This is a genomic window from Paracidovorax citrulli (assembly GCF_900100305.1).
GTDB lineage: Bacteria > Pseudomonadota > Gammaproteobacteria > Burkholderiales > Burkholderiaceae_C > Paracidovorax > Paracidovorax citrulli.
Window position 1 is genome coordinate 14,922 of sequence record NZ_FNEY01000041.1, and the last position, 18,477, is coordinate 33,398.

An 18,477-nucleotide genomic window follows, 5' to 3' on the forward strand; every position below is an offset into this window, starting at 1 on the left:
GGGCCGGAAAACGAAGAGGCGTGACCCCGGAGCGTAAGGCACGCCGCGCCGCGCCGCAGCCCCGGGGCTCAGGTTTCCGGCAGAACGGTGTGGCCCGCTGCCAGCAGGAGGGCCTGGCCGGCGGCCGCATCGCGCTCCTGCAGCAGGAGGTGGTCGCCGTCGAAGGTCGAGACCACGAACACGCCGATGCCCGCCTCCGACAGCGGCTGAATCACCGACAGCACGATCCCCGTGGCGCCAAAGGCGAACGGGCCGACGAAACGGAATGCCTTCCAGTCCCGTTCGGCCTGCACGTGGGTCGGCACCCGCTCCTGCCGGCAGACCACCGACAACTCCTCGGAGGTGCGCGTGATCGAGACGAAGCCGTCGCCATCCGCCCAGTCCGGAAATGCCGACGAGGGCGCGAGGCGTGCCACCGCATAGCGCGAGGGAAGGGATGCGAGGGCGATGCGGGGACGGGTCATGGCGCGGAGGGAAGGGGCGTGAAGGCGAGGAAGGCGGCCAGCGACAGCATCACGGCCGCCACGAAGGCGTCGAGCGCGCGCCAGGCCGACGGCCGGGCGAACCAGGGCGACAGGAGCCGGGCGAGAGGAACCATCAGGCCCGCGCCGGTACCCGGGCCCTGCAGGAAGGAAGTTGTCCATCACATGCCGGAATTCTGCGGCCGCATCGCTGAAATTGAGCCAAACTTGTGTATTCATCGGCCAGGTCGAAAATTTCTCCATCAAGCCGATCCAGCCCGCCGCCGCGCTGCACCTGACGCCCTCGGCGGTGTCGCTGCTGGTGCGTGGCCGCCCCTGCCGCGCCACGCGGGCCGGGCGGCAACTGCTGCAGCACCTGCAGCGCGCGCGGGCCATGGAGCGCGAACTGCTGGCCGACCTGCAAGGATGCCTTGCAGGCCCAGGTGCTGCGCCAGGCTTTCGGCCTGCAGGCCAGCGCATGCCCCAGCCACTACGTCCCGGCGTCCGAGCCCTTCCTGGCCGCGGTGCGCTGCGGGCTGGGCTACGGCATGGTGCCCGAACTGCAGATCCCGGGTGCCGTGGAACGGGGTGAACTGGTGGATGTGCTGCCGTAGGCCGCCATCGACTTCGCCCTGTTCTGGCACGGCTGGCGGCAGCAGCCACCGCGGCTGGAGCGCCTGGCCCGCAGCGCGATGGAGGCGGCGCGCCGCGTGCTGGGCCCCGCGCCGCCGCCTCAGCCGCGGGCGTAAAAGCCCAGGAACATGTCCACCGCGTCGGCCAGCACCTGGGCCTGCTGCGCAGCGTCCAGCGGCGGCTGGCCCAGGATGAGTTGCGGCCAGAAGGCATGCGTCTTGAGCTGGCCCATGAGCAGGTGCGCGGCATAAAGCGGATCGGCATCGGCGCGCAGCCGGCCCGCTTCCTGCGCGTCGCGGATCCAGGCGGGCAGGCCTTCCTCCCTGGAGGAAAGGCGCTCGGCCATCGCCTTGGCGCGTTCGGGCGTGTGCAGCATCTCGGCCATCACCACGCGCGAGAGGTCCATGAAGCTCGGATCGTTGAAGAGCTGCATCTTGCCGCCGATCAGCTCCAGCAACTGCTGCCGCAGCGGCCGGTCGGCGTCGTGGCGCAGATCGGGCAGCGCGTGGCTGCGGTTCCAGAGCTGGTCGAGGATGGCGGAGAACAGCTCGTCCTTGCTGGGGAAATGGTTGTAGACCGTGCGCTTCGATACACCGGCGGCGGCGGCCACACGGTCCATGCTGGTGCCGGAGAAACCGCTTTCGCGGAACTCCGCGATGGCCGCCTGCACGATGGCTTCGCGCTTGCGGTCGGTCAGGCGGGGGAGCGCGTCGGCTGCTGTCATGGGGAGATTTTACACCGCACGGTTTACTTTTCTCAAAACAACACTACACTGTGCAGTGCACTTCGTAGTGCGTCTTTTTCCCATTTCCTTTTCCCCACTGCCATGGCCCGTCCGTCCGCCTACAGCCACGCCGCCCCGATCGACCCGTCCCCCCTGCGGCTTCCGACGTCGGCCGACGGCCGGTTCCGCAACGCAGCCCGGCCCCGCCGCATGGGCTGGCTGAAAGGCCTGCAGGTGATGCTGCGCATGGCGTTCGGCAAGCCGGCCGGCACGGTGCCCGACCGCCCCGTGCCGGTGCGTGCGCTCACGCGGGAGGTGCTGCTGGCCGCGCCCGACATGTCGCTGTGGCGCCTGGGCCATTCCACGGTCCTGCTCAAGATGCAGGGCGGTTTCTGGCTCACGGACCCGGTGTTCTCGGAGCGTGCCTCTCCCGTGCCGTTCGCGGGGCCCCGGCGCTTCCACGCGCCGCCCCTGCGGATCGAAGACCTGCCGCCGCTGCGGGGCGTGGTGCTGTCCCATGACCACTACGACCACCTGGACCGTGCTGCCATCCTCGCGCTGGTGCCGAAGGTGGAGCAGTTCATCGCCCCGCTGGGCGTGGGCGACCGCCTGGTGGGCTGGGGCGTGCCGGCCGACAAAGTGCGGCAGTTCGACTGGTGGCAGGGCACCACCTTCGCCGGCGTGCAGCTGGTGTGCACACCGGCGCAGCATTTCTCGGGGCGGGGCCTCTCCGACGGCAACCGCACGCTCTGGGCATCGTGGGTACTGATCGCGGGCAGCACCCGCGTTTTCTTCAGCGGTGATTCCGGATACTTCGACGGCTTCCGCGTCATCGGCGAGCGCTACGGTCCGTTCAACCTGACGCTGATGGAAACCGGCGCCTACAACGCCGACTGGCCCGACGTGCACATGCAGCCCGAGCAGAGCCTGCAGGCGCACCTGGATGTGCAGGGGCGCCACTGCCTGCCCATCCACAACGGCACGTTCGACCTGTCCTTCCATGCCTGGACCGAGCCCTTCGAGCGCATCGGCGCGCTGGCCGCCGCACGCGGCGTGCCGCTGCTGACGCCCGTCATGGGCGAGCGCGTGGACATCCGCTTGCCTGCGGCCACGCAGCCCTGGTGGCGCGATGCCGCCGCGCCGGCCGCGTACTGAACCACCCGGAGCCGACCATGTTGAGCCGCGTCCTTCCCATCCGACGGCTTCTGTACGGCAGCCCCGCGCCCGTCCATGGCGGCGGGGCCGAGCCTCCTGCCCGCATTGCGGCGTCCGCCGCGCCCGCGCCGTCCGCCGGCGCGGTGCCGTGCCGATCCGCCCAGGCCAGGGCCGTTCCGTCCGCGCCGCCCGGTGCGGGCACGGTTCAGGCGCTGGCAAAGCACTGATCCCCCGGGCGCCGCGCCAAAGAGGCGCCGGAGGCGGCTCAGGAGGAGGTTTCCTCCCCTGTGGGCAAGCGCATCACCCCGGTGCGGAAGTCGTACTCGAACACTTCGCCATGCCGCGCCCAGGTGATGGCCGTGCGCAATACGCTCTCGGCCTCCTGGGCGTCGAGCTGCTCGCTCAGCAGGCGCAGGAAGGGGGCGTCCGGCAGTTCGCCCGCCGGCTCCTGTTCCAGGCTGTGACGGATGTGCGCCACGAGCGGCACGTGGGCCAGCAGCTGCTGGCCGAAGATTTGCTGCCGCAGGCCGTGGGCTCCTTCCACATAGCGCCGCCCGAGCGGGGTGATCTGAAGGTCGCCGCTCGCCAGCGCCGCCAGGCCCAGCTGGGCCACCGCATGGGCCACCGGCAGCAGTTCGGCGTCGGTGAGGCTGGTCTCTTCCGCCAGCCGGGGCAGGTCGGCGCGGCCGTCGAAGGGGGGCTCCGCCAGCAGTTCCAGCAGGCCGTCCATGCGCGCCACGTCGGCGGCGGGCAGGCGGTCGGTGAGCGTCGCGGGCGCCGGCTCCGCCGCCGCGCCTCCGGCCGCGGAAGCGTGGCGCGCGGCGCCGGCCGTCATGAGCGCATAGACCTCGTCGATCAGCGCGCGCACGTGGTGGCTGTCCGGATCGCGGGGGCGCGGTAGCTGGATCGACAGCTGGCAGCGGATGCGGCCCGGATCGCTGGCGAAGATCAGCACGCGGTCGGCCATCATCACGGCCTCCTCGATGTTGTGCGAGACCACCAGCATGGCCTTGGTAGGCATGCTGCCGCTGCGCCACAGCTGCAGGATGTCCTCGCGCAGGCGCTCGCCGGTCAGCACGTCCAGCGCGGAAAAAGCCTCGTCCATCAGCAGCACGTCGGGCTGGGTGACCAGGGCGCGGGCGATGCCCACGCGCTGGCGCATGCCGCCCGAGAGTTCGCGCGGCAGCGCGCCCTCGAAGCCCGCCAGCCCGATGAGTTCGATGGCGGCCTCGGCCCGCACGGCGCGCTCGGCCTGCGGCACGCCGCGCGCCTCCAGGCCCAGTTCCACGTTCTGCTGCACCGTGAGCCAGGGAAAGAGCGCGAACGACTGGAACACCATGCTGATGGCACGCGCCGGCCCGTGCAGCGGCTGGCCGCGGTAGCGCACGTCGCCCTCGTCGGCCGGCACCAGGCCCGCCATGATGCGCAGCAGCGTGCTCTTGCCCGAGCCGGACTGTCCCAGCAGGGCGACGATCTCGCCTTCGCGCAGCGTGAAATCGACGTTCTGCAGCACGGGGCGCTCGCGGCCGTCGGAAGAGCGGAAGGTCTTGCCCACGCCGTGGAGTTCGATGATGGATTGCGTCATGGCAGCGGTGCGTTGGGTTCGGCGTTCGGTGCGGGTCAGAAATGCATGCGGTCTTCGGCCAGGCGGTAGAGGCGCCGCCACACGAAGTGGTTCAGCCCCATCACGAACACCACCATCGCGCCGATGCCCAGCGCGATGCGCGGGAAGTCGCCGGCGGCCGTCATCTGCGCGATGTAGCTGCCCAGGCCCCGGGCCTGCAGCGTGGTGTCGCCCCAGGTCACGTATTCGGCCACGATGCTGGCGTTCCACGAGCCGCCGCTGGCGGTGATGGCGCCGGTCACGAAGCTGGGGAACACGGCGGGCAGCAGGTAGCGTTTCCATTGGAGCCAGCCCGACAGGCCCAGGTTCTGCGCGGCCAGGCGCAGTTCGTTGGGGATGCTGGAGGCGCCCGCGATCACGTTGAAGAGGATGTACCACTGCGTGCCCAGGATCATCAGGGGCGACAGCCACACGTCCGGGTTCAGCTTCCAGTGCACCGCCAGCATCACCGCCACCGGGAAGAACAGGTTGGCCGGGAACGCGGCCAGGAACTGCGCCACCGCCTGCAGCCGCCCCGCCCAGCGCGGGTTCATGCCGATCCACACGCCGATGGGCACCCACACCACGGCCGCCAGGGCGATCAGCACCATCACCCGCGCCAGGGTATAGCCGCCCAGGGTGAACACGTGCACCACCTCGTGCCAGCCCACCTCGGTGTGGACGAACTGCACCAGCCGCGCGATGGCGAAGAGCACCCCCGCGGCCAGCACCGCGTCCCATACGCGCTCCGCGCGGGCCGAGGGCGCGGGCGGGCGGGCGCGGATCGAGGTGCCGTCGTGGCTGCGCCTGAACAGCGTGAGCGTGCGGCCCAGTTGCCGCTGGCACCAGCCAGCGACGGTCTGCGTGGCGCGCGCGCGGCGCAGCCAGTCCAGCAGCCAGGAGCGGGGCGCCGCATCGGCGCTGCCTTCCTCGAAGCGGAACTTGTCGGCCCAGGCCACCAGCGGGCGGAAGAGCAGCTGGTCGTACAGCAGGATGGCCACCAGCATGCAGGCGATGGCCCAGCCGATGGTCGGCAGGTCGCGCGCCTCGATGGCCAGGGCGATGTACGAGCCCACCCCGGGCAGCTTGATGTCCTGGTGCGAGACGGAAATCGCCTCCGAGGCCACCACGAAGAACCAGCCGCCGGACATCGACATCATCATGTTCCACAGCAGGCCCGGCATGGCGAAGGGCAGCTCCAGCCGCCAGAAGCGCTGCCAACCCGAGAGCTGGAACACCCGTGCGGCCTCCTGCAGCTCCGCCGGCACGGTGCGCAGCGACTGGTACAGGCTGAAGGCCATGTTCCACGCCTGCGAGGTGAAGATGGCGAAGATGGCAGCGCATTCCACGCCCAGCAGGCTGCCCGGGAAGAGCGCGATGAAGCCCGTCACGGTGATGGACAGGAACCCCAGGATGGGTATGGACTGCAGGATGTCCAGCAGCGGCACCAGTACCCGCTCGGCCAGCCGGTACTTGGCCGCCAGCACCGCGAACACGCAGGCGAACACCAGTGAGGCGCCCAGCGCGATGAACATGCGCAGCGTGGTGCGCAGCAGGTAGTACGGCAGCTGCCAGGGGTCCAGCGAGAGCGGGATCACGTCGCCCATCTCGAAGGGCCGGGCCATCTGCGCCGCCCCATAGGCCAGCAGCACCACGCCCGCCAGCACCAGCGGCAGCAGGGCCCAGTCCCAGCGGTTGGGGCCGGCATCCACGACCTGGCGTGGAAAGAATTCGCGGGACGCTTGGTTTTTCATGGTGTGCGGAACCGGAAAGGGCGCATAGGGTAGCCGGTCCTCGTGACGAAGACCGGGCCATGCCGCCCCGCACACACAAAATGCATGCCGTGCGAGGGCGGCATGGCAGAGTCCGCCGAAGCGGGAAAGTTCAGTGCCCTGCGGGGCCGGACGCCCAGGCGCCGGTCTCGGGCGCCGTTCCCATGAGCTGTCCCACGATCGCTGCCTGCACCGGCGCGAGCCGGCGGGCACCCTGCAGCACCACGCGCCGCAGCAGGCGCGGTAGCGGGCGGTCGTCGGTATAGAGCCGCACGATGGCATTCGTGCCTTCGTACAGCGGCCAGGCATGCCGGTGGTGCGCCCGCGCGTAGTGCCGCTCCAGCAGGCCGGCGTCACCGATGTCGCGGCCCGTGTCGCGCGCATGCACCAGGGCGGCGGTCAGCCGCTCCACGCCCGCGAGGCCCAGGTTGTAGCCATGCGCGGTCACCGGATGCATGCCCACGGCCGCATCGCCCAGCAGGGCGCAGCGGTGGCCGCTGAAGCGCCGGGCATAGACGGCGACCAGCGGATAGGCGTGGCGCTCGCCGGCCAGCCGCATCGCGCCGAGGCGGTCGCCGAACTGCGCCTGCACCTGGGCGGCGAAATCGGCCGGAGGCAGAGCGAGCAGCGCGGTGGCGTCGTCGGTGCGGGTGGTGACCACCACCGAGCACAGGGCCTCGCCCGTGCCGGGGTCGGGCGGCAGCGGCAGGATGGCCAGGGTGCGGGCATAGCCGAAGCATTCGTGCGCGGTGCCGTCCCCCGCCAGCGCGTGGTGCATGCGGCAGACGATGACCGTGCGCCCGAAATCGGTGCTCGCCGCTCCGATACCGAGCTGCCGCCGCGTGGCGGAAAAGCGGCTGTCCGCCGCCACCAGCAGGCGCGCGCGCAGCCGCAGGGGCGCGGCGCCATCCGGTTCGCCGCTGGCGGACGCGCATTGCAGTTCCGCCGCATCCTCCGATACGGCCACGTGCGCCACCTGCCGGCCGGCCAGCAGCCGCACGCCCGGCGTGGCCAGGGCCGCGGCGTGCGCCGTGCGCCGCAGGGCGTGGTTGGGAACGATCCAGCCCAGGTGGCCCGGGCCGCGCCCGGCCTGCAGGCGCAGCGGCTGCCCGCCACCCGCGGGGCCGTCGTGCACATGTGCTGCGTGGATGCGCCCGATCTCGTGCGGCAGCAGGCGCTGCCAGGAACCCAGGCGCCGCAGCGTGTCCGCGCTGGGGTGGGTGAGCGCGATTTCCCTGCCGTCCGGCGCCGGTTCGGCCAGGGTGGCATCCGGCTGGCGCTCCACCACCGTGGCCGTGAAACCGGCCTGCGCCAGCGAGACTGCGAGCGACAGGCCGGCGGGGCCGCCGCCCACGATCAGGACGTCGCAGTGGTGCGCAGCCACGGCCGGTGAGGGCGGGGCGGGCGGGACGGAGGAAGTGGCAGGCATCTTGGGTATGGCCGGTGGAACGCTCCATTGTGGACACGGTGGCGCGGGTCTGCCATTGCCATGCATCAAGCTTCGCAAGTTCTCCAGCTTTTTCGGCCTGGCTGGAGCGGTTCGGGCCAGGAGCTTTCAATCTCTCGGTCCATGCAAAAAATGACATTCCATGATTCCGCGTACCGCAGGTAATTCGGCCCCTTACCGTCCGCAGGCGAGGCGCGCAGAGCCGCATGAGCCTGCCGGGAGCACCACGCCGGCGCAAGACGATGGCGCCTTGTCCGGGCCTTCCATGGATGCCCTGCGGCGTGCGCTGCCTGCCCGGGCCACGGCATCCGGCGCGCGGCGCCGCCATGCCGGCGTCCTCCCGCCCCGTGCGGTGCTGCCCTTCCACGTGCCGCAGCCTCCGTGCATCTCCTCTGCCATGCTGGAGAATCCAGCGGCGCCGCATGCCGCAGACCATGAAGACGGGAGCGACGAGTCCGACTTCCAGGTCATCGCAGACGATGGCCCCGCGGCGCGGGTGGCCGCGCAGCGTACCGCATTCATCGCCCGGGCGGTCGAGCAAGCCGGTTCCGAACGGGATATATCCGCCATGGTGCGCCTGGCGGACGCGGCGGCCTCGCAGGCTGCGGCATTGCAGCGCCTGCCGGGTACGGCCGACGTGATCCGTGCGCTGGGAGGCTATCGTGTCCCGCCCGAGTTCCAGCAACTGCATCGCAGGCTGCTGGACGCAGCCATCGCCTGGCGCGCCGCCGGGGAACAGTACGGCGCGGCCCAGGCGATTTTCCGCAAGCTGCATCCCGGGGCCGACGCGGACGATGCGCGAATCCACGCTGCCCAGGCAGCGTGCGAGGCTGCGGAACGCCAGCTCCTGGCCCGGCATCAGGTGCTGGGGGCAGCGCGGCGATCCCGCTTTCACCCCGCGCTGAATTCCCGCCTCCAGGCAGACATCCAGGCGCATCTGGTTCAATGCCTTCGGCAAGCGTGCGACTACGTGGACGCGGATGCCGCCGCCGGGCCGGGGACTCCTCCCCGGTACGAACTGGATATCGTGCTCTGCCGTGAATTGGCGGGCATGACCCGGGCCGCGGCACTGCGCCTCGAACATCTGCAGACGGGGGCAATGTCGGTGCCCGAATTTCCAGAGCTGCCCGCGGCGGACCGGGAGCTCCGGCAAAAGGAGTGGACCAGCCGGTTCACCGCGGATGCCGAGGCCCTGGAGGCGATGGCCCGACGCCTGCGCGCAGCCTGGGGCGATGTCCTGCCCGATACCCTTCCTGAAACACAGGCCGCAGCCGATGCCCTGCGGGCGGCCCCAAGCAAGGCCGTCCGTGCTCCTGCCTGGAGAGAGGCATCCCTGCGGCGCTCCTTCGGGCTCCTGCTGGACTCCCTGGGCCCGTTGCGGAGCCAGGCGGAGTCCGCTGCCGCCGAATCCGGCCTGCTGCCGGGGCTGCGGCAATTGGAGCGCCTGCGCCGGCTCTGCAACCTGCTGCACACGGCAGCGAGCCTGCCCCGCGTCCTGGAGCGTTCGCTGGACCAGTGGACCGCAGCGGAGCGTGAAGGCTCGGCCGCCACCGTTGCCACCCTGCGCGAGCGTGCCACCGCCCAGGCGCAGGCCCATGAACGAGAGGCGCAAGCCTTGCTGGACGAGGCCTTCCTTGCGCTTTGGCAAAGTGGAGCGGCATTGCTGGGCGCAGCAGGCCGCTCCGGCTTTCCCGGCGAGGTACCGGCCCTCGACCTGTCCCAGCTGGCATCCTGGGCTCGCGCTGCCGGAGCATTGCTGAAGGCCTTGCCGTTGCCCGCCGCGGCCGAAGGCATCGGCGGGGCCGAGGGCCGATTGCCCAAGGAGACGCGCCTGCAAGGCTTTTTCGCCCTGGCCAACGCCTGCGAACTGCTCGGCCCGCCTCCCGCCGGAACCCTGCCCGCCATGCAGCGGGCCGAGCGACTCCGGGCTGTGGCGCGGTCTGCCCTGGCGGCGGCCCAGGGTGCGATGGCCGAACCGCTGCGGACGCTGGCCCGGCAGTGCGATGCTGCCCATGTTCGGTGCCTTTCGGCGGCAGTGCGAACGCATGCCGCGGACGTGTCGCGGTTGTTCGCGCAGTCCCGGCCCACGCTGGAGGAGGCAGCCGATCGGCTGGGGGCCGAGCTGTTGCAGGGCTGGGATTTCGCCTTCATGCCGGCCCTTGTGCCGGAAGGGGAGGCAGCGCAGGCCACAGTAACGCATGCGCATTCCGCAGACGGTGCACCCGCTGAGAGCGGGCTGCTGGAGTCTCTGCGGTCCATCGCGCGGGAGGTGGACGCGCTGCATCGGCCGAGCATCCCCAGGCCGCAGGAGATGCCGCCGGAGGACGTCCAGGCTCACCTTGGCGCGAAGGCGACCCTGGATGCCATGGCCTGTGCGGCAAGAGCCTCCTGCACGTTGCTGGCCCTGTGGCAGGAAATCCCGTCCCTCCTGCTGCCCGCTTCCGTCTCTTCGCGGACTTCCAGGGCGGCCGAGTTCGCCCAACGCGCGATCAGCGTGGACCTGGACGCCCCGGCCCCCGCAGCGGAGCACGCAGCAGGCACCGATGCCAAGTCTGCGCTATCCCTGGCCCGGGAGGTCAGGCGGCGGGGCCTGCAGATGAATACGGCATTGAAAGTCATGCAGCATGTGTTCCAGGCGCGAAGCAATGCCCTGCAGCGGGTACAGGATCTGCGGCGCCTGTCTCCGGCCAAGCTGAACTCCAAAGTGGAGGCCATCCAGTCGCCCTTTGCCTCTGCGGCCCGTCTCGTGAGTGACCGGGAAGCTGCTCTGCAGTCGGAGATCCAGGGCGATGAAAGCGAACGCGCCCGCAGCGAGCGCCAGCGCCTGACCGACTGGTGCGCCATGCTGGACTGGCGCATGCGACTGGAAAGCATGCTCGTTGTCAGCCGCATCTATGCCGCCGTGCAGAACAAGGAAATCGAGGGGGCCGTGCCCGGCAGCAGGCTCGCCCTGGGCCTGCAGATGAACCGGACCACGCTCCATGAACTCGTCACCCAACTGACAGACCAGAACAAGACGGCCCTGCAACTGCAGCCTTTGCGTGAGAACCGGCCCCTGATGGGCGCGGCGCTGGGTGCATCGTTGGCCGCGATCCGGCAATTGAAGGACTGCGACGAGCGCACGCAGGCACTGGCGCTTCCCGGCAAACCCGGAGCGGGCGGCAGCCGCGCCGGGGCTGGCGGGTCGAAGCAGGGGGGGCAGCGCCGGGGCGCACCATGAAGGCCGGCGGCGGCCGCCACCCGGCACCTCAGCAGGGAACGCCGTTGCGAGCGGCCAGCCACCCAGGGGCATCCTGCAGCGCCACGGGGCGCAGGAAGCGATCCATCGCCGCGTAGCCCACCGACGTGGTAAAGGGCGCGGTGCTGGCGGGGTAGGGGCCACCATGGTGCTGGGCGGCCGTGACGGCCACCCCGGTGGGCACGCCGGCGAAGAGCACGCGGCCCGCCACCTGGGTGGCGGCGCGCACCAGCGCGCGGTTGTCCTCCGTATCGTCGTCCGCGCCCCAGAGCGTGACGGTGAGGGAGCCGCCGACGGCGCGCAGCACGTCGATCGTCTCCCGGGCCGAGCCCGTGCGCACCACCAGGGCGGCGGATCCGAAGACTTCCTCGTGCAGCGCGGCGTCGGCGATGAAATCCACCGCCTGCACCTCGGCCAGGAAGGGGCGCGGCGTGGCGCCTGGCGCGGCCGTGCCGTCCACCAGCGGCCTGACCTTGCCGTGGGCCTTCCACGCGCTCACCCCGTGGTCGAAGTGCGCGCGGATGCCCGCCGAGAGCATGGCGTGCGGCGCGAGCGCCTGGAGCTTGTCCGCCAGCGTCTGCACGAACGCGTCGCCCGGGGCGTCCCGGCGGACCACGATCACGCCGGGGCTGGTGCAGAACTGGCCCGCGCCGAGGCAGATCGAGCCGGCCAGCGTTTCCGCCAGCGCGGTGCCCCGGGCCTGCAGCGCCGCAGGCAGGGCGACCAGGGGATTCACCGAGCCCAGCTCGCCGTAGAAGGGAATGGGCCGGGGGCGTTCCGCCGCCACCCGGGCCAGGGCGGTGCCGCCCTTGAACGAGCCGGTGAAGGCCACGGCGGCGATGGCCGGCGCCTGCACCAGTTGCACGCCGGTGGCCACCGATCCGCCCTCCACGAACTGGAAGACCCCTTCGGGCAGGCCCTGCGCCGCAACGACCTGCCGGGCGAGGCGTGCCGTCCGGCGGGACAGCTCCGGATGGGCCGGGTGCGCCTTCACGACCACCGGGCAGCCGGCCGCCAGCGCCGAAGCGGTGTCCCCGCCCAGCACCGAGAACGCGAACGGGAAGTTGCTGGCCGAGAACATGGCGACGGGCCCCACGGGCACGCGAACGCGGGTGAGGTGCGGCCGGCCGGCCGGTGGCGCGCCGGCCACCGCGGGGTCGTCCACCACCGCGTGCGCCGCACCCCGCTCCAGCTCGGTGGCGAAGCCGCGCAGCTGGAAGGCGGTGCGATCCAGTTCCCCGTTCAGGCGGGCCGGGCCCAGGGCAGTCTCGCGGTCGGCGATGGGCACCAGGGTTTCGCGCTGCGATTCCAGGGCGTCGGCCAGGGCGCGCAGCAGGCCCGCGCGGTCGGCGGCGCTGCGCGCGGCGAAAGCGTCTGCCGCCTGTGCAGCGGCGGCCACGGCAGCGTCGATAGCGGCCGGCGTGGAGGCGTCCCAGGCGTCGCCCCCGGGCTGGCCGGTGCGCGCGTCGATGGATTGCAGGGTGTCGGGCGTGGTCATGGAATGTCTCCTGGCAAAAGGGCCTGGGCGGAAGGTCGGGCGGGCAGCTCCGGGAAGGCCGGGGCCGTCTCAAGAGATGGACAGCGGGTGCGCAAATCCTGCCGGGGCGATCGTAGCCAGCGCCCGTGGCGCCGGCGTCCGGGGGACCGTTACAGTCGCAGGCAGTACCACTATCTGAGACAAACCATGGCCTCGTCTTCCTCCGAAGGCACCGCGGCCCTCGAAAAAGCCCTCGATCTCCTGGAGGCGGTCGGCGCCTCCCAGGACGGGCTGAGCCAGGCCGAACTGGCGCAGCGCTTTGCGTTGCCGCGGACCACTGCCTACCGCCTGCTCGCCACCCTGGTCGCGCGCGGGCTGTTGCGGCGCGATCCGGTGCGCAGGGCCTATTGCCTGGGCATGCGCTGCTTCGAGATGGCGCGGCAGGCCTACGCCATGCCCGACCTCGCCGCGGCCGCGGCGCTGGAACTGCGGGCGCTGCGCGACCTGACGGGCGAAACCTCCTACCTCGCCGCCCTCGATGGCCGGGAAGTGGTATCGCTCGAGCGCTGCGACGGGGCGCACAGCGAACGCTCCTCCAGCGCGCTGGGCCAGCGCAAGCCGGTGCATTGCACCAGCCAGGGCAAGGCCATTCTGTCGGCGCTGCCCGCAGCCGACCGGGAAACGCTGCTGCGGGGACTGTCCCTGAAGGCCGTCACGCCCCGCACCATCACCGACCGGCGCCGGCTGCAGGCCGAATTGCGCGTGACGGCGGCGCGCGGCTACGCCATCGACGATGAGGAAATCGTGCCCGGCGTGCGCTGCGTCGGCGCGCCCATCGTGGACGCCCAGGGCGAGGTGCGCGGAGCCCTCAGCGTGGCCGGCCCCGCCTGGCGTCTCACGCCGGAGCGGCTGGAGCTGCTCGGCCCCGAGCTGGCCGAAGCCGCCCGCCGGGTGGGGGCCCAGCTCGGGCGCACACGCGCCCCGGTGGCCGACACCATGGCGTGCGCCCTGGCCGGCCCCTGGGCGTTCCATGGCGCCCATCCCCACTGGTGCGCGGAGGCCAACCTGCTGTACTGGGCGGACAGCCTCGCCCCGGCGCTGCGCGCCTGGTCGCCGCAGGCCGCCCCGGACGGAGAGCCGCGCGAGGCCGGGGCGGCGCCCCTGCCGGCCGGCACCGATCAGGCCCTGGCGGAGTGCGACGAGCCCATCGCCGGCGTGCTCGTGCACGGCCCGCAGGACGTGTCGCTGGCAGGGGCGCGGGGCGCCGTACGCTGGCGCCCGGGCGCCGCGCAGCGCGAGCCGTGGCCCGCCTGGCCGGATGGCGCCGCCGTGCGGGCCGCGTGCCTGGGCGGGGCCGATGGCGACGGCGAAAGCGTCTGGATCGCGATGGAAACCGCCGGGGGCGGCAGCGCGGTGGGGCGCCTGCAGGCCGCGGGAAACGTCGAAGTGCTGTGGCGCCTGGCCGAAGCCCTGCAGTGCCTGCGTTGGCGCGCCGGGGACGGTGCCCTGCTGGCCACCGTGCCCGACACCGGCGCCATCCTGCACATGCACCCCGACAGCCCGGGCGTGGTGCGGAGGCTGGTCACCGTGCCCAAGGGCTCGGGGCGCGTGAGCGGGCTCGCCTTCGACGCCGAGGGCGGCGTATGGACCGCGCTGCGCGATGGCTGGAGCGTGGTGCGCTTTCTGCCGGACGGCGGGCTGGATCGTGTCGCCGCGCTGCCGGTACCGTGTCCGACCGATGTGGCCATCGGCGGCGCGGAAGGCCGTACGCTCTTCGTGACGACGGCACGCCAGCCGGTGGCGCTGGACCTGCTGGCGAATGCACCGCTGTCTGGCCGTCTCTTCGCGCTTCCGCTCTGATCAGGCCCCTTGTCAGGGCCTTTTTTGCAACAAGATGTGCTTTTCTGATGGAAAGAACGTACTTGAAAAACAGCAAAAGTTCCCGCGTGGTGCAGGTGTTACCTGTGTGAAGTGTGAAATACAAATAGATGCAAGTACGTTCCCGCCATCGCGACACGGACGCCGTCCCTGGAGAGAATCCGCCCGCCGTCCCTCCGCAGCGATACACGCCGCAATCGGGCGCCGGGCCCTGGGCCGCGGTCCGCTTCCTTTTGTCCGGACGGCGCATCATTCCAACGAGGGTATAACCATGAATACGTTCCGCCTGGGCGCGCTTGCGCTCTCCCTGATCCTGGCCGGTTGCGCCACCAACGGCTCCACGGGGTCGTCCTCTTCCGCCGGCTCTGCCCTCGGCTCCGTGCTGGGGGCCGCGGGCTCGGGTGGCACCGGTTCCAGCACCGAAAGCAAGATCGGCGCGGCCGCGGACGTATTCAAGGCGGTGACGGTGTCCGACGACGAACTCAAGTCCGTGTCGCAGCAGTTCCGCGCCTACGAAGAGCGCACGGAGAAGGTCGCGCCGGCCAAGAACAAATACGCCCAGCGCCTTGCCCGCCTGACGAAGAAGCACGTCAACGAGGACGGCATGAAGCTCAACTTCAAGGTCTATCTCGCCAACGAAGTCAATGCCGATGCCACGGCCGACGGCTCCATCCGCGTCTACAGCGGCCTGATGGACATGATGAACGACCAGGAACTGCTGGGCGTGATCGGCCACGAGATCGGCCACGTGAAGCTTCAGCACTCCCTGGCCGCCATGCGCACCGCCTACCTCGCCTCGGCGGGCCGCAAGGCCGCCTCCGCGGCCGGCGGCGTGGGCCGGCTCGCCGACAGCGACCTGGGCGCGCTGGGCGAGAAGCTCGTCAACAGCCAGTTCTCGCAGAGCCAGGAGACGGCCGCCGACGACTACGGCCTGGCCTTCATGAAGAAGCACAAGTACAAAGTGAGCGCGATGGAATCGGCCTTCCGCAAGCTGGCGGCCCAGAGCGGCGGCAAGGGCGGCGCGCTCGACGAGATGCTGTCGTCCCATCCGGACCCGGCCGGCCGCGCCGACCGCATGCGCGACATGGCTTCCAAGTGAGGTGAGGGGAAGCCACCCGGCGGCCACCCGGCCCCGGGCGGTTTTCCTACGGAAGCGGAGCGGGGCGTTGGCTAGAGTGGAGTTTCCTCTTCCATCGCAGTCAATCGCAGTAAAGGACCCCGCCCATGCGCGTCGACATCTACCGCCGGCCCGAAACCGACGGCAAGCATTCCTACCTCGTGGTGCCCGAAGGCCGCCCCATTCCCCAGGAGGCCATCAATACCGACTGGACCTGCCAGGAGCGCGGCCACGAACTCGACGAGAGCGCCGCCCACTGGAACGACTACGGCATTCCCGAGCCGGCCCGGCAGTTGGAGGAAAAGCAGTACGCCATCACCAGCGTGAAGGAACTCAAGGAAGACTGACCGGCGCCTCGCCTGTCAAGCCCGGGACGCCCCGGCGGTGACACGCCGGGGCACCACGCAGTACGCTGCGTGGCCATGGAGACAACCACCCCCACGCCGCGCAACGCGGCCGCTGCCCCGGCAGCGCACGCCCCCTTCGTCCCGCAGATCCGGCTCTACCAGGAATGGCTGCACGCCCGGCACGGCCTGCAGTTCGACGACTACGAAGCCCTATGGCGCTGGTCCGTGACCGACCTCGACGCCTTCTGGCAGAGCATCTGGGACTACTTCGGCCTCGAATCGCCCACGCCGCACACGGCCGTGCTGGCCCGCAACACCATGCCCGGCGCCGAATGGTTTCCCGGTGCCCAGGTGAACTACGCGCGCCAGGCGCTGCGGCATGCCGACGCCGCGCACGCGGCCGGGCAGCCGGCCATCATCAGCCGCAACGAGCGCGGCGAGCACCGCGAACTGTCCTGGCCCGGGCTGCGCCGGCAGGTGGCGGCGCTGGCCTTGCACCTGCGCGCGCAGGGCGTGGGGCCGGGCGACCGCGTCGCGGCCTATCTGCCCAACATCCCCGAAGCCATGGTGGCCCTGCTGGCCACGGCCAGCCTGGGCGCCATCTGGAGCGTGTGCGCGCCCGACATGGGCACGGCCGCGGTGCTGGACCGCTTCCGGCAGATCGAACCCAAGGCGCTGATCGCCGTGGACGGCGTGACCTATAGCGGCCGCGACCTCGACCGCCGGAGCGTGCTCGCCGAACTGCGCGCGGCCCTGCCCACGCTGGAGCACGTGGTCGTGGTGGACCAGCTCGGCACCGCGGGCGCCATCGGCGGCTGCGTGGAATACGCCCAGGCCACCGCGCGGGACGATGCCGCGGTGGCGTCGTTCGAGCCGCTCTGGCTGCCGTTCGACCATCCGCTCTGGATCGTGTATTCCAGCGGCACCACCGGCCTGCCCAAGCCCATCGTGCACGGCCACGGCGGCATGGTGCTGGTGGCGCTGCTGCTCAAGGGCCTGCACAACGACATCGGCCCGAGCCACGCGCCCAACTCCTTCGGCGAGCGCTACCACTGGTACAGCTCCACCGGCTGGGTGATGTGGAACGCGCAGGCGAGCGGCCTGCTCTCGGGCACCACCTGCGTGATCTACGACGGCAACCCGGGCGGCAGCCGCGAGCGCCCCGACTGGGGCACGCTCTGGCGCTTCGCCGCCGAGACCGGCGTGACCTTCTTCGGCGCGGGCGCCGCCTTCTACGCCAACTGCATGAAGGCGGGACTCGATCTCGCGGCCTGCGGCGATCTCTCCCGCATCCGCGCGCTGGGCACCACCGGCTCGCCGCTCTCGCCCGAGGTGCAGGAGTGGGGCACCGCGCAGTTCGCGCGCATCCAGGCCCAGGCCACGGCCGGGGGCGATGGCGGCAGCGAACCGATCTGGTGGGACAACATCTCCGGCGGCACGGATTTCTGCGGCGCCTTCATCGGCGGCCACCGCGAGCTGCCCCAGGTGCCCGGCGAAATGCAGTGCCGCATGCTGGGCGCGGCCGTCGAAGCCTGGGACGAGGCGGGCCGGCCCGTCACCGGCGCGGTGGGCGAACTGGTCTGCACGCAGCCCATTCCCTCCATGCCGCTCTACTTCTGGGGCGATGCCCCCGCGGGGGCGCCGGCATTGCCGGGCGATCCGCAAGGCCCGCGCTACCTCGCGAGCTATTTCGACATGTACCCGCCCGGCCACGGCCGCCGGCCCGGCGGCGGCGACGGCCCCGCGTCCATGGGCGCGGTCTGGCGCCACGGCGACTGGCTGCGCGTGGGCCCGGAAGGCCGCTGCGTGATCTACGGCCGCAGCGACGCCACCATCAACCGCCACGGCCTGCGCATGGGCACCAGCGAGCTGTACCGCGCGGTGGAGGCCTTGCCCGAAGTGCTCGACAGCCTCGTGGTGGACCTCGAATACCTGGGCCGCGAGAGCCACATGCCGCTCTTCGTGGCGCTGCGCGAGGGTGCCGTGCTGGACGACGCGCTGCAGGGCCGCATCGCCGGGGCGATCCGCACCGCGCTCTCGCCGCGCTTCGTGCCCGACGAGATCGTGCAGGTGGCCGAGGTGCCGCGCACGCTCACGGGCAAGAAGCAGGAGCTGCCCATCAAGAAGCTGCTGCTCGGCCAGCCGCTGGAGAAGGTGGTGAACCGCGACGCCATGGCCAATCCCGGCTGCCTTGGCTGGTACGAGGATTTCGCGCGCCGGCACCTGGCGCGCACCGCTGCCGTCGCCGGCGCCCCGGGGGCTTGAGTTGCGGGGCTAGCTGTGATGTCTCAATAGGTTGTTCATCCAGGCCCGACCTGGGAAGCTGTGGTTACCAGGCCCCAGCAACTCAGGACAGGACACCGGATGAACAGTCATAAGCATGCGCGATTGACCCGCGCAGGTCGAGCCCTTCTGGTCGACAGAGTGCTCCAGCAGAACTGGACGATGCGCCAAGCCAGCGAAGCCGCAGGCGTGAGCCTGCGCACCGGCTACAAGTGGATGGCCCGCTTTCGCAACGAAGGCCCCGATGGCTTGCTCGACCGCAGCTCCCGCCCGCACCGCAGCCCCCAGGCCTGCCCACCCGAGCAGGTCCAGCTGTTCGAACAGCAGCGCCGCCAGCGCTTG

General features: G+C 71.2%; 15 protein-coding genes. 8 read left to right on the top strand and 7 right to left on the bottom strand.

Translation table 11 applies throughout. The features are described from left to right. Window positions 1-68: 68 nt before the first annotated feature. Together BLR99_RS20230 and BLR99_RS20235 are read right to left on the bottom strand one after the other, a co-directional pair. Window positions 69-464 carry an ACT domain-containing protein gene (locus tag BLR99_RS20230; RefSeq protein WP_011793298.1) on the bottom strand — a complete coding sequence of 132 codons (396 nt, stop codon included), beginning with the start codon at window positions 462-464 and terminating at the stop codon, window positions 69-71. Continuing rightward, window positions 461-598 carry a hypothetical protein gene (locus BLR99_RS20235; protein ID WP_017438753.1) on the bottom strand — a complete coding sequence of 46 codons (138 nt, stop codon included), beginning with the start codon at window positions 596-598 and terminating at the stop codon, window positions 461-463. Before BLR99_RS20235 ends, BLR99_RS20230 begins: the two co-directional genes overlap by 4 nt. A gap of 294 nt (window positions 599-892) precedes the next feature. On the opposite strand from BLR99_RS20235, the gene BLR99_RS23305 reads away from it, so the two are divergent. Next, the gene (locus BLR99_RS23305; RefSeq protein ID WP_041827173.1) at window positions 893-1,075 is read left to right on the top strand and encodes an ArgP/LysG family DNA-binding transcriptional regulator; all 183 of its coding nucleotides are present in this window, start codon (window positions 893-895) and stop codon (window positions 1,073-1,075) included. Window positions 1,076-1,194: 119 nt separating this feature from the next. On the opposite strand, the gene BLR99_RS20245 is transcribed toward BLR99_RS23305, so the two are convergent. Further along, window positions 1,195-1,818, bottom strand: coding sequence for a TetR/AcrR family transcriptional regulator (locus BLR99_RS20245; protein WP_011793299.1), 624 nt, complete (start codon window positions 1,816-1,818; stop codon window positions 1,195-1,197). 102 nt (window positions 1,819-1,920) lie between these two features. Here BLR99_RS20245 and BLR99_RS20250 point away from each other — a divergent pair, with 102 nt between their 5' ends. Continuing rightward, a complete protein-coding gene (locus BLR99_RS20250; protein ID WP_011793300.1) occupies window positions 1,921-2,973 on the top strand; it encodes an MBL fold metallo-hydrolase in 1,053 nt (350 codons plus the stop codon). Between the two features lie 265 nt (window positions 2,974-3,238). Here BLR99_RS20250 and BLR99_RS20255 read toward each other — a convergent pair whose 3' ends face one another. From BLR99_RS20255 to ubiM, 3 genes are all read right to left on the bottom strand, one after another. Then, window positions 3,239-4,558 carry an ABC transporter ATP-binding protein gene (locus BLR99_RS20255; RefSeq protein WP_011793301.1) on the bottom strand — a complete coding sequence of 440 codons (1,320 nt, stop codon included), beginning with the start codon at window positions 4,556-4,558 and terminating at the stop codon, window positions 3,239-3,241. 35 nt (window positions 4,559-4,593) lie between these two features. Then, window positions 4,594-6,330 (bottom strand): ABC transporter permease, encoded by a 1,737-nt coding sequence (locus tag BLR99_RS20260; RefSeq protein WP_011793302.1) that lies wholly within the window; start codon window positions 6,328-6,330, stop codon window positions 4,594-4,596. A 130-nt stretch (window positions 6,331-6,460) separates the two neighbouring features. Further along, window positions 6,461-7,777 (bottom strand): 5-demethoxyubiquinol-8 5-hydroxylase UbiM, encoded by a 1,317-nt coding sequence (ubiM, locus tag BLR99_RS20265; RefSeq protein ID WP_011793303.1) that lies wholly within the window; start codon window positions 7,775-7,777, stop codon window positions 6,461-6,463. Between the two features lie 160 nt (window positions 7,778-7,937). Here ubiM and xopU point away from each other — a divergent pair, with 160 nt between their 5' ends. Continuing rightward, window positions 7,938-11,015, top strand: a complete 3,078-nt coding sequence (gene xopU / locus BLR99_RS20270; protein ID WP_011793304.1) for a type III secretion system effector protein XopU — start codon at window positions 7,938-7,940, stop codon at window positions 11,013-11,015. A gap of 28 nt (window positions 11,016-11,043) precedes the next feature. On the opposite strand, the gene BLR99_RS20275 is transcribed toward xopU, so the two are convergent. Continuing rightward, on the bottom strand, window positions 11,044-12,531 hold the full coding sequence (locus BLR99_RS20275; RefSeq protein WP_048857507.1) for an aldehyde dehydrogenase (NADP(+)): 1,488 nt from the start codon (window positions 12,529-12,531) through the stop codon (window positions 11,044-11,046). Between the two features lie 186 nt (window positions 12,532-12,717). Between BLR99_RS20275 and BLR99_RS20280 the strand changes: the two genes are divergently transcribed. From BLR99_RS20280 to BLR99_RS20300, 5 genes are all read left to right on the top strand, one after another. After that, window positions 12,718-14,370, top strand: coding sequence for an IclR family transcriptional regulator domain-containing protein (locus tag BLR99_RS20280; protein ID WP_048857506.1), 1,653 nt, complete (start codon window positions 12,718-12,720; stop codon window positions 14,368-14,370). 289 nt (window positions 14,371-14,659) lie between these two features. Beyond that, window positions 14,660-15,487 (top strand): M48 family metallopeptidase, encoded by an 828-nt coding sequence (locus BLR99_RS20285; protein ID WP_011793307.1) that lies wholly within the window; start codon window positions 14,660-14,662, stop codon window positions 15,485-15,487. 125 nt (window positions 15,488-15,612) lie between these two features. Continuing rightward, a complete protein-coding gene (locus tag BLR99_RS20290; RefSeq protein WP_017439425.1) occupies window positions 15,613-15,852 on the top strand; it encodes a DUF6139 family protein in 240 nt (79 codons plus the stop codon). Window positions 15,853-15,927: 75 nt separating this feature from the next. Beyond that, window positions 15,928-18,117, top strand: a complete 2,190-nt coding sequence (locus BLR99_RS20295; RefSeq protein ID WP_046059866.1) for an acetoacetate--CoA ligase — start codon at window positions 15,928-15,930, stop codon at window positions 18,115-18,117. 99 nt (window positions 18,118-18,216) lie between these two features. Further along, the coding region (locus BLR99_RS20300; protein ID WP_139160190.1) for a leucine zipper domain-containing protein at window positions 18,217-18,477 on the top strand (261 nt) is incomplete at its 3' end.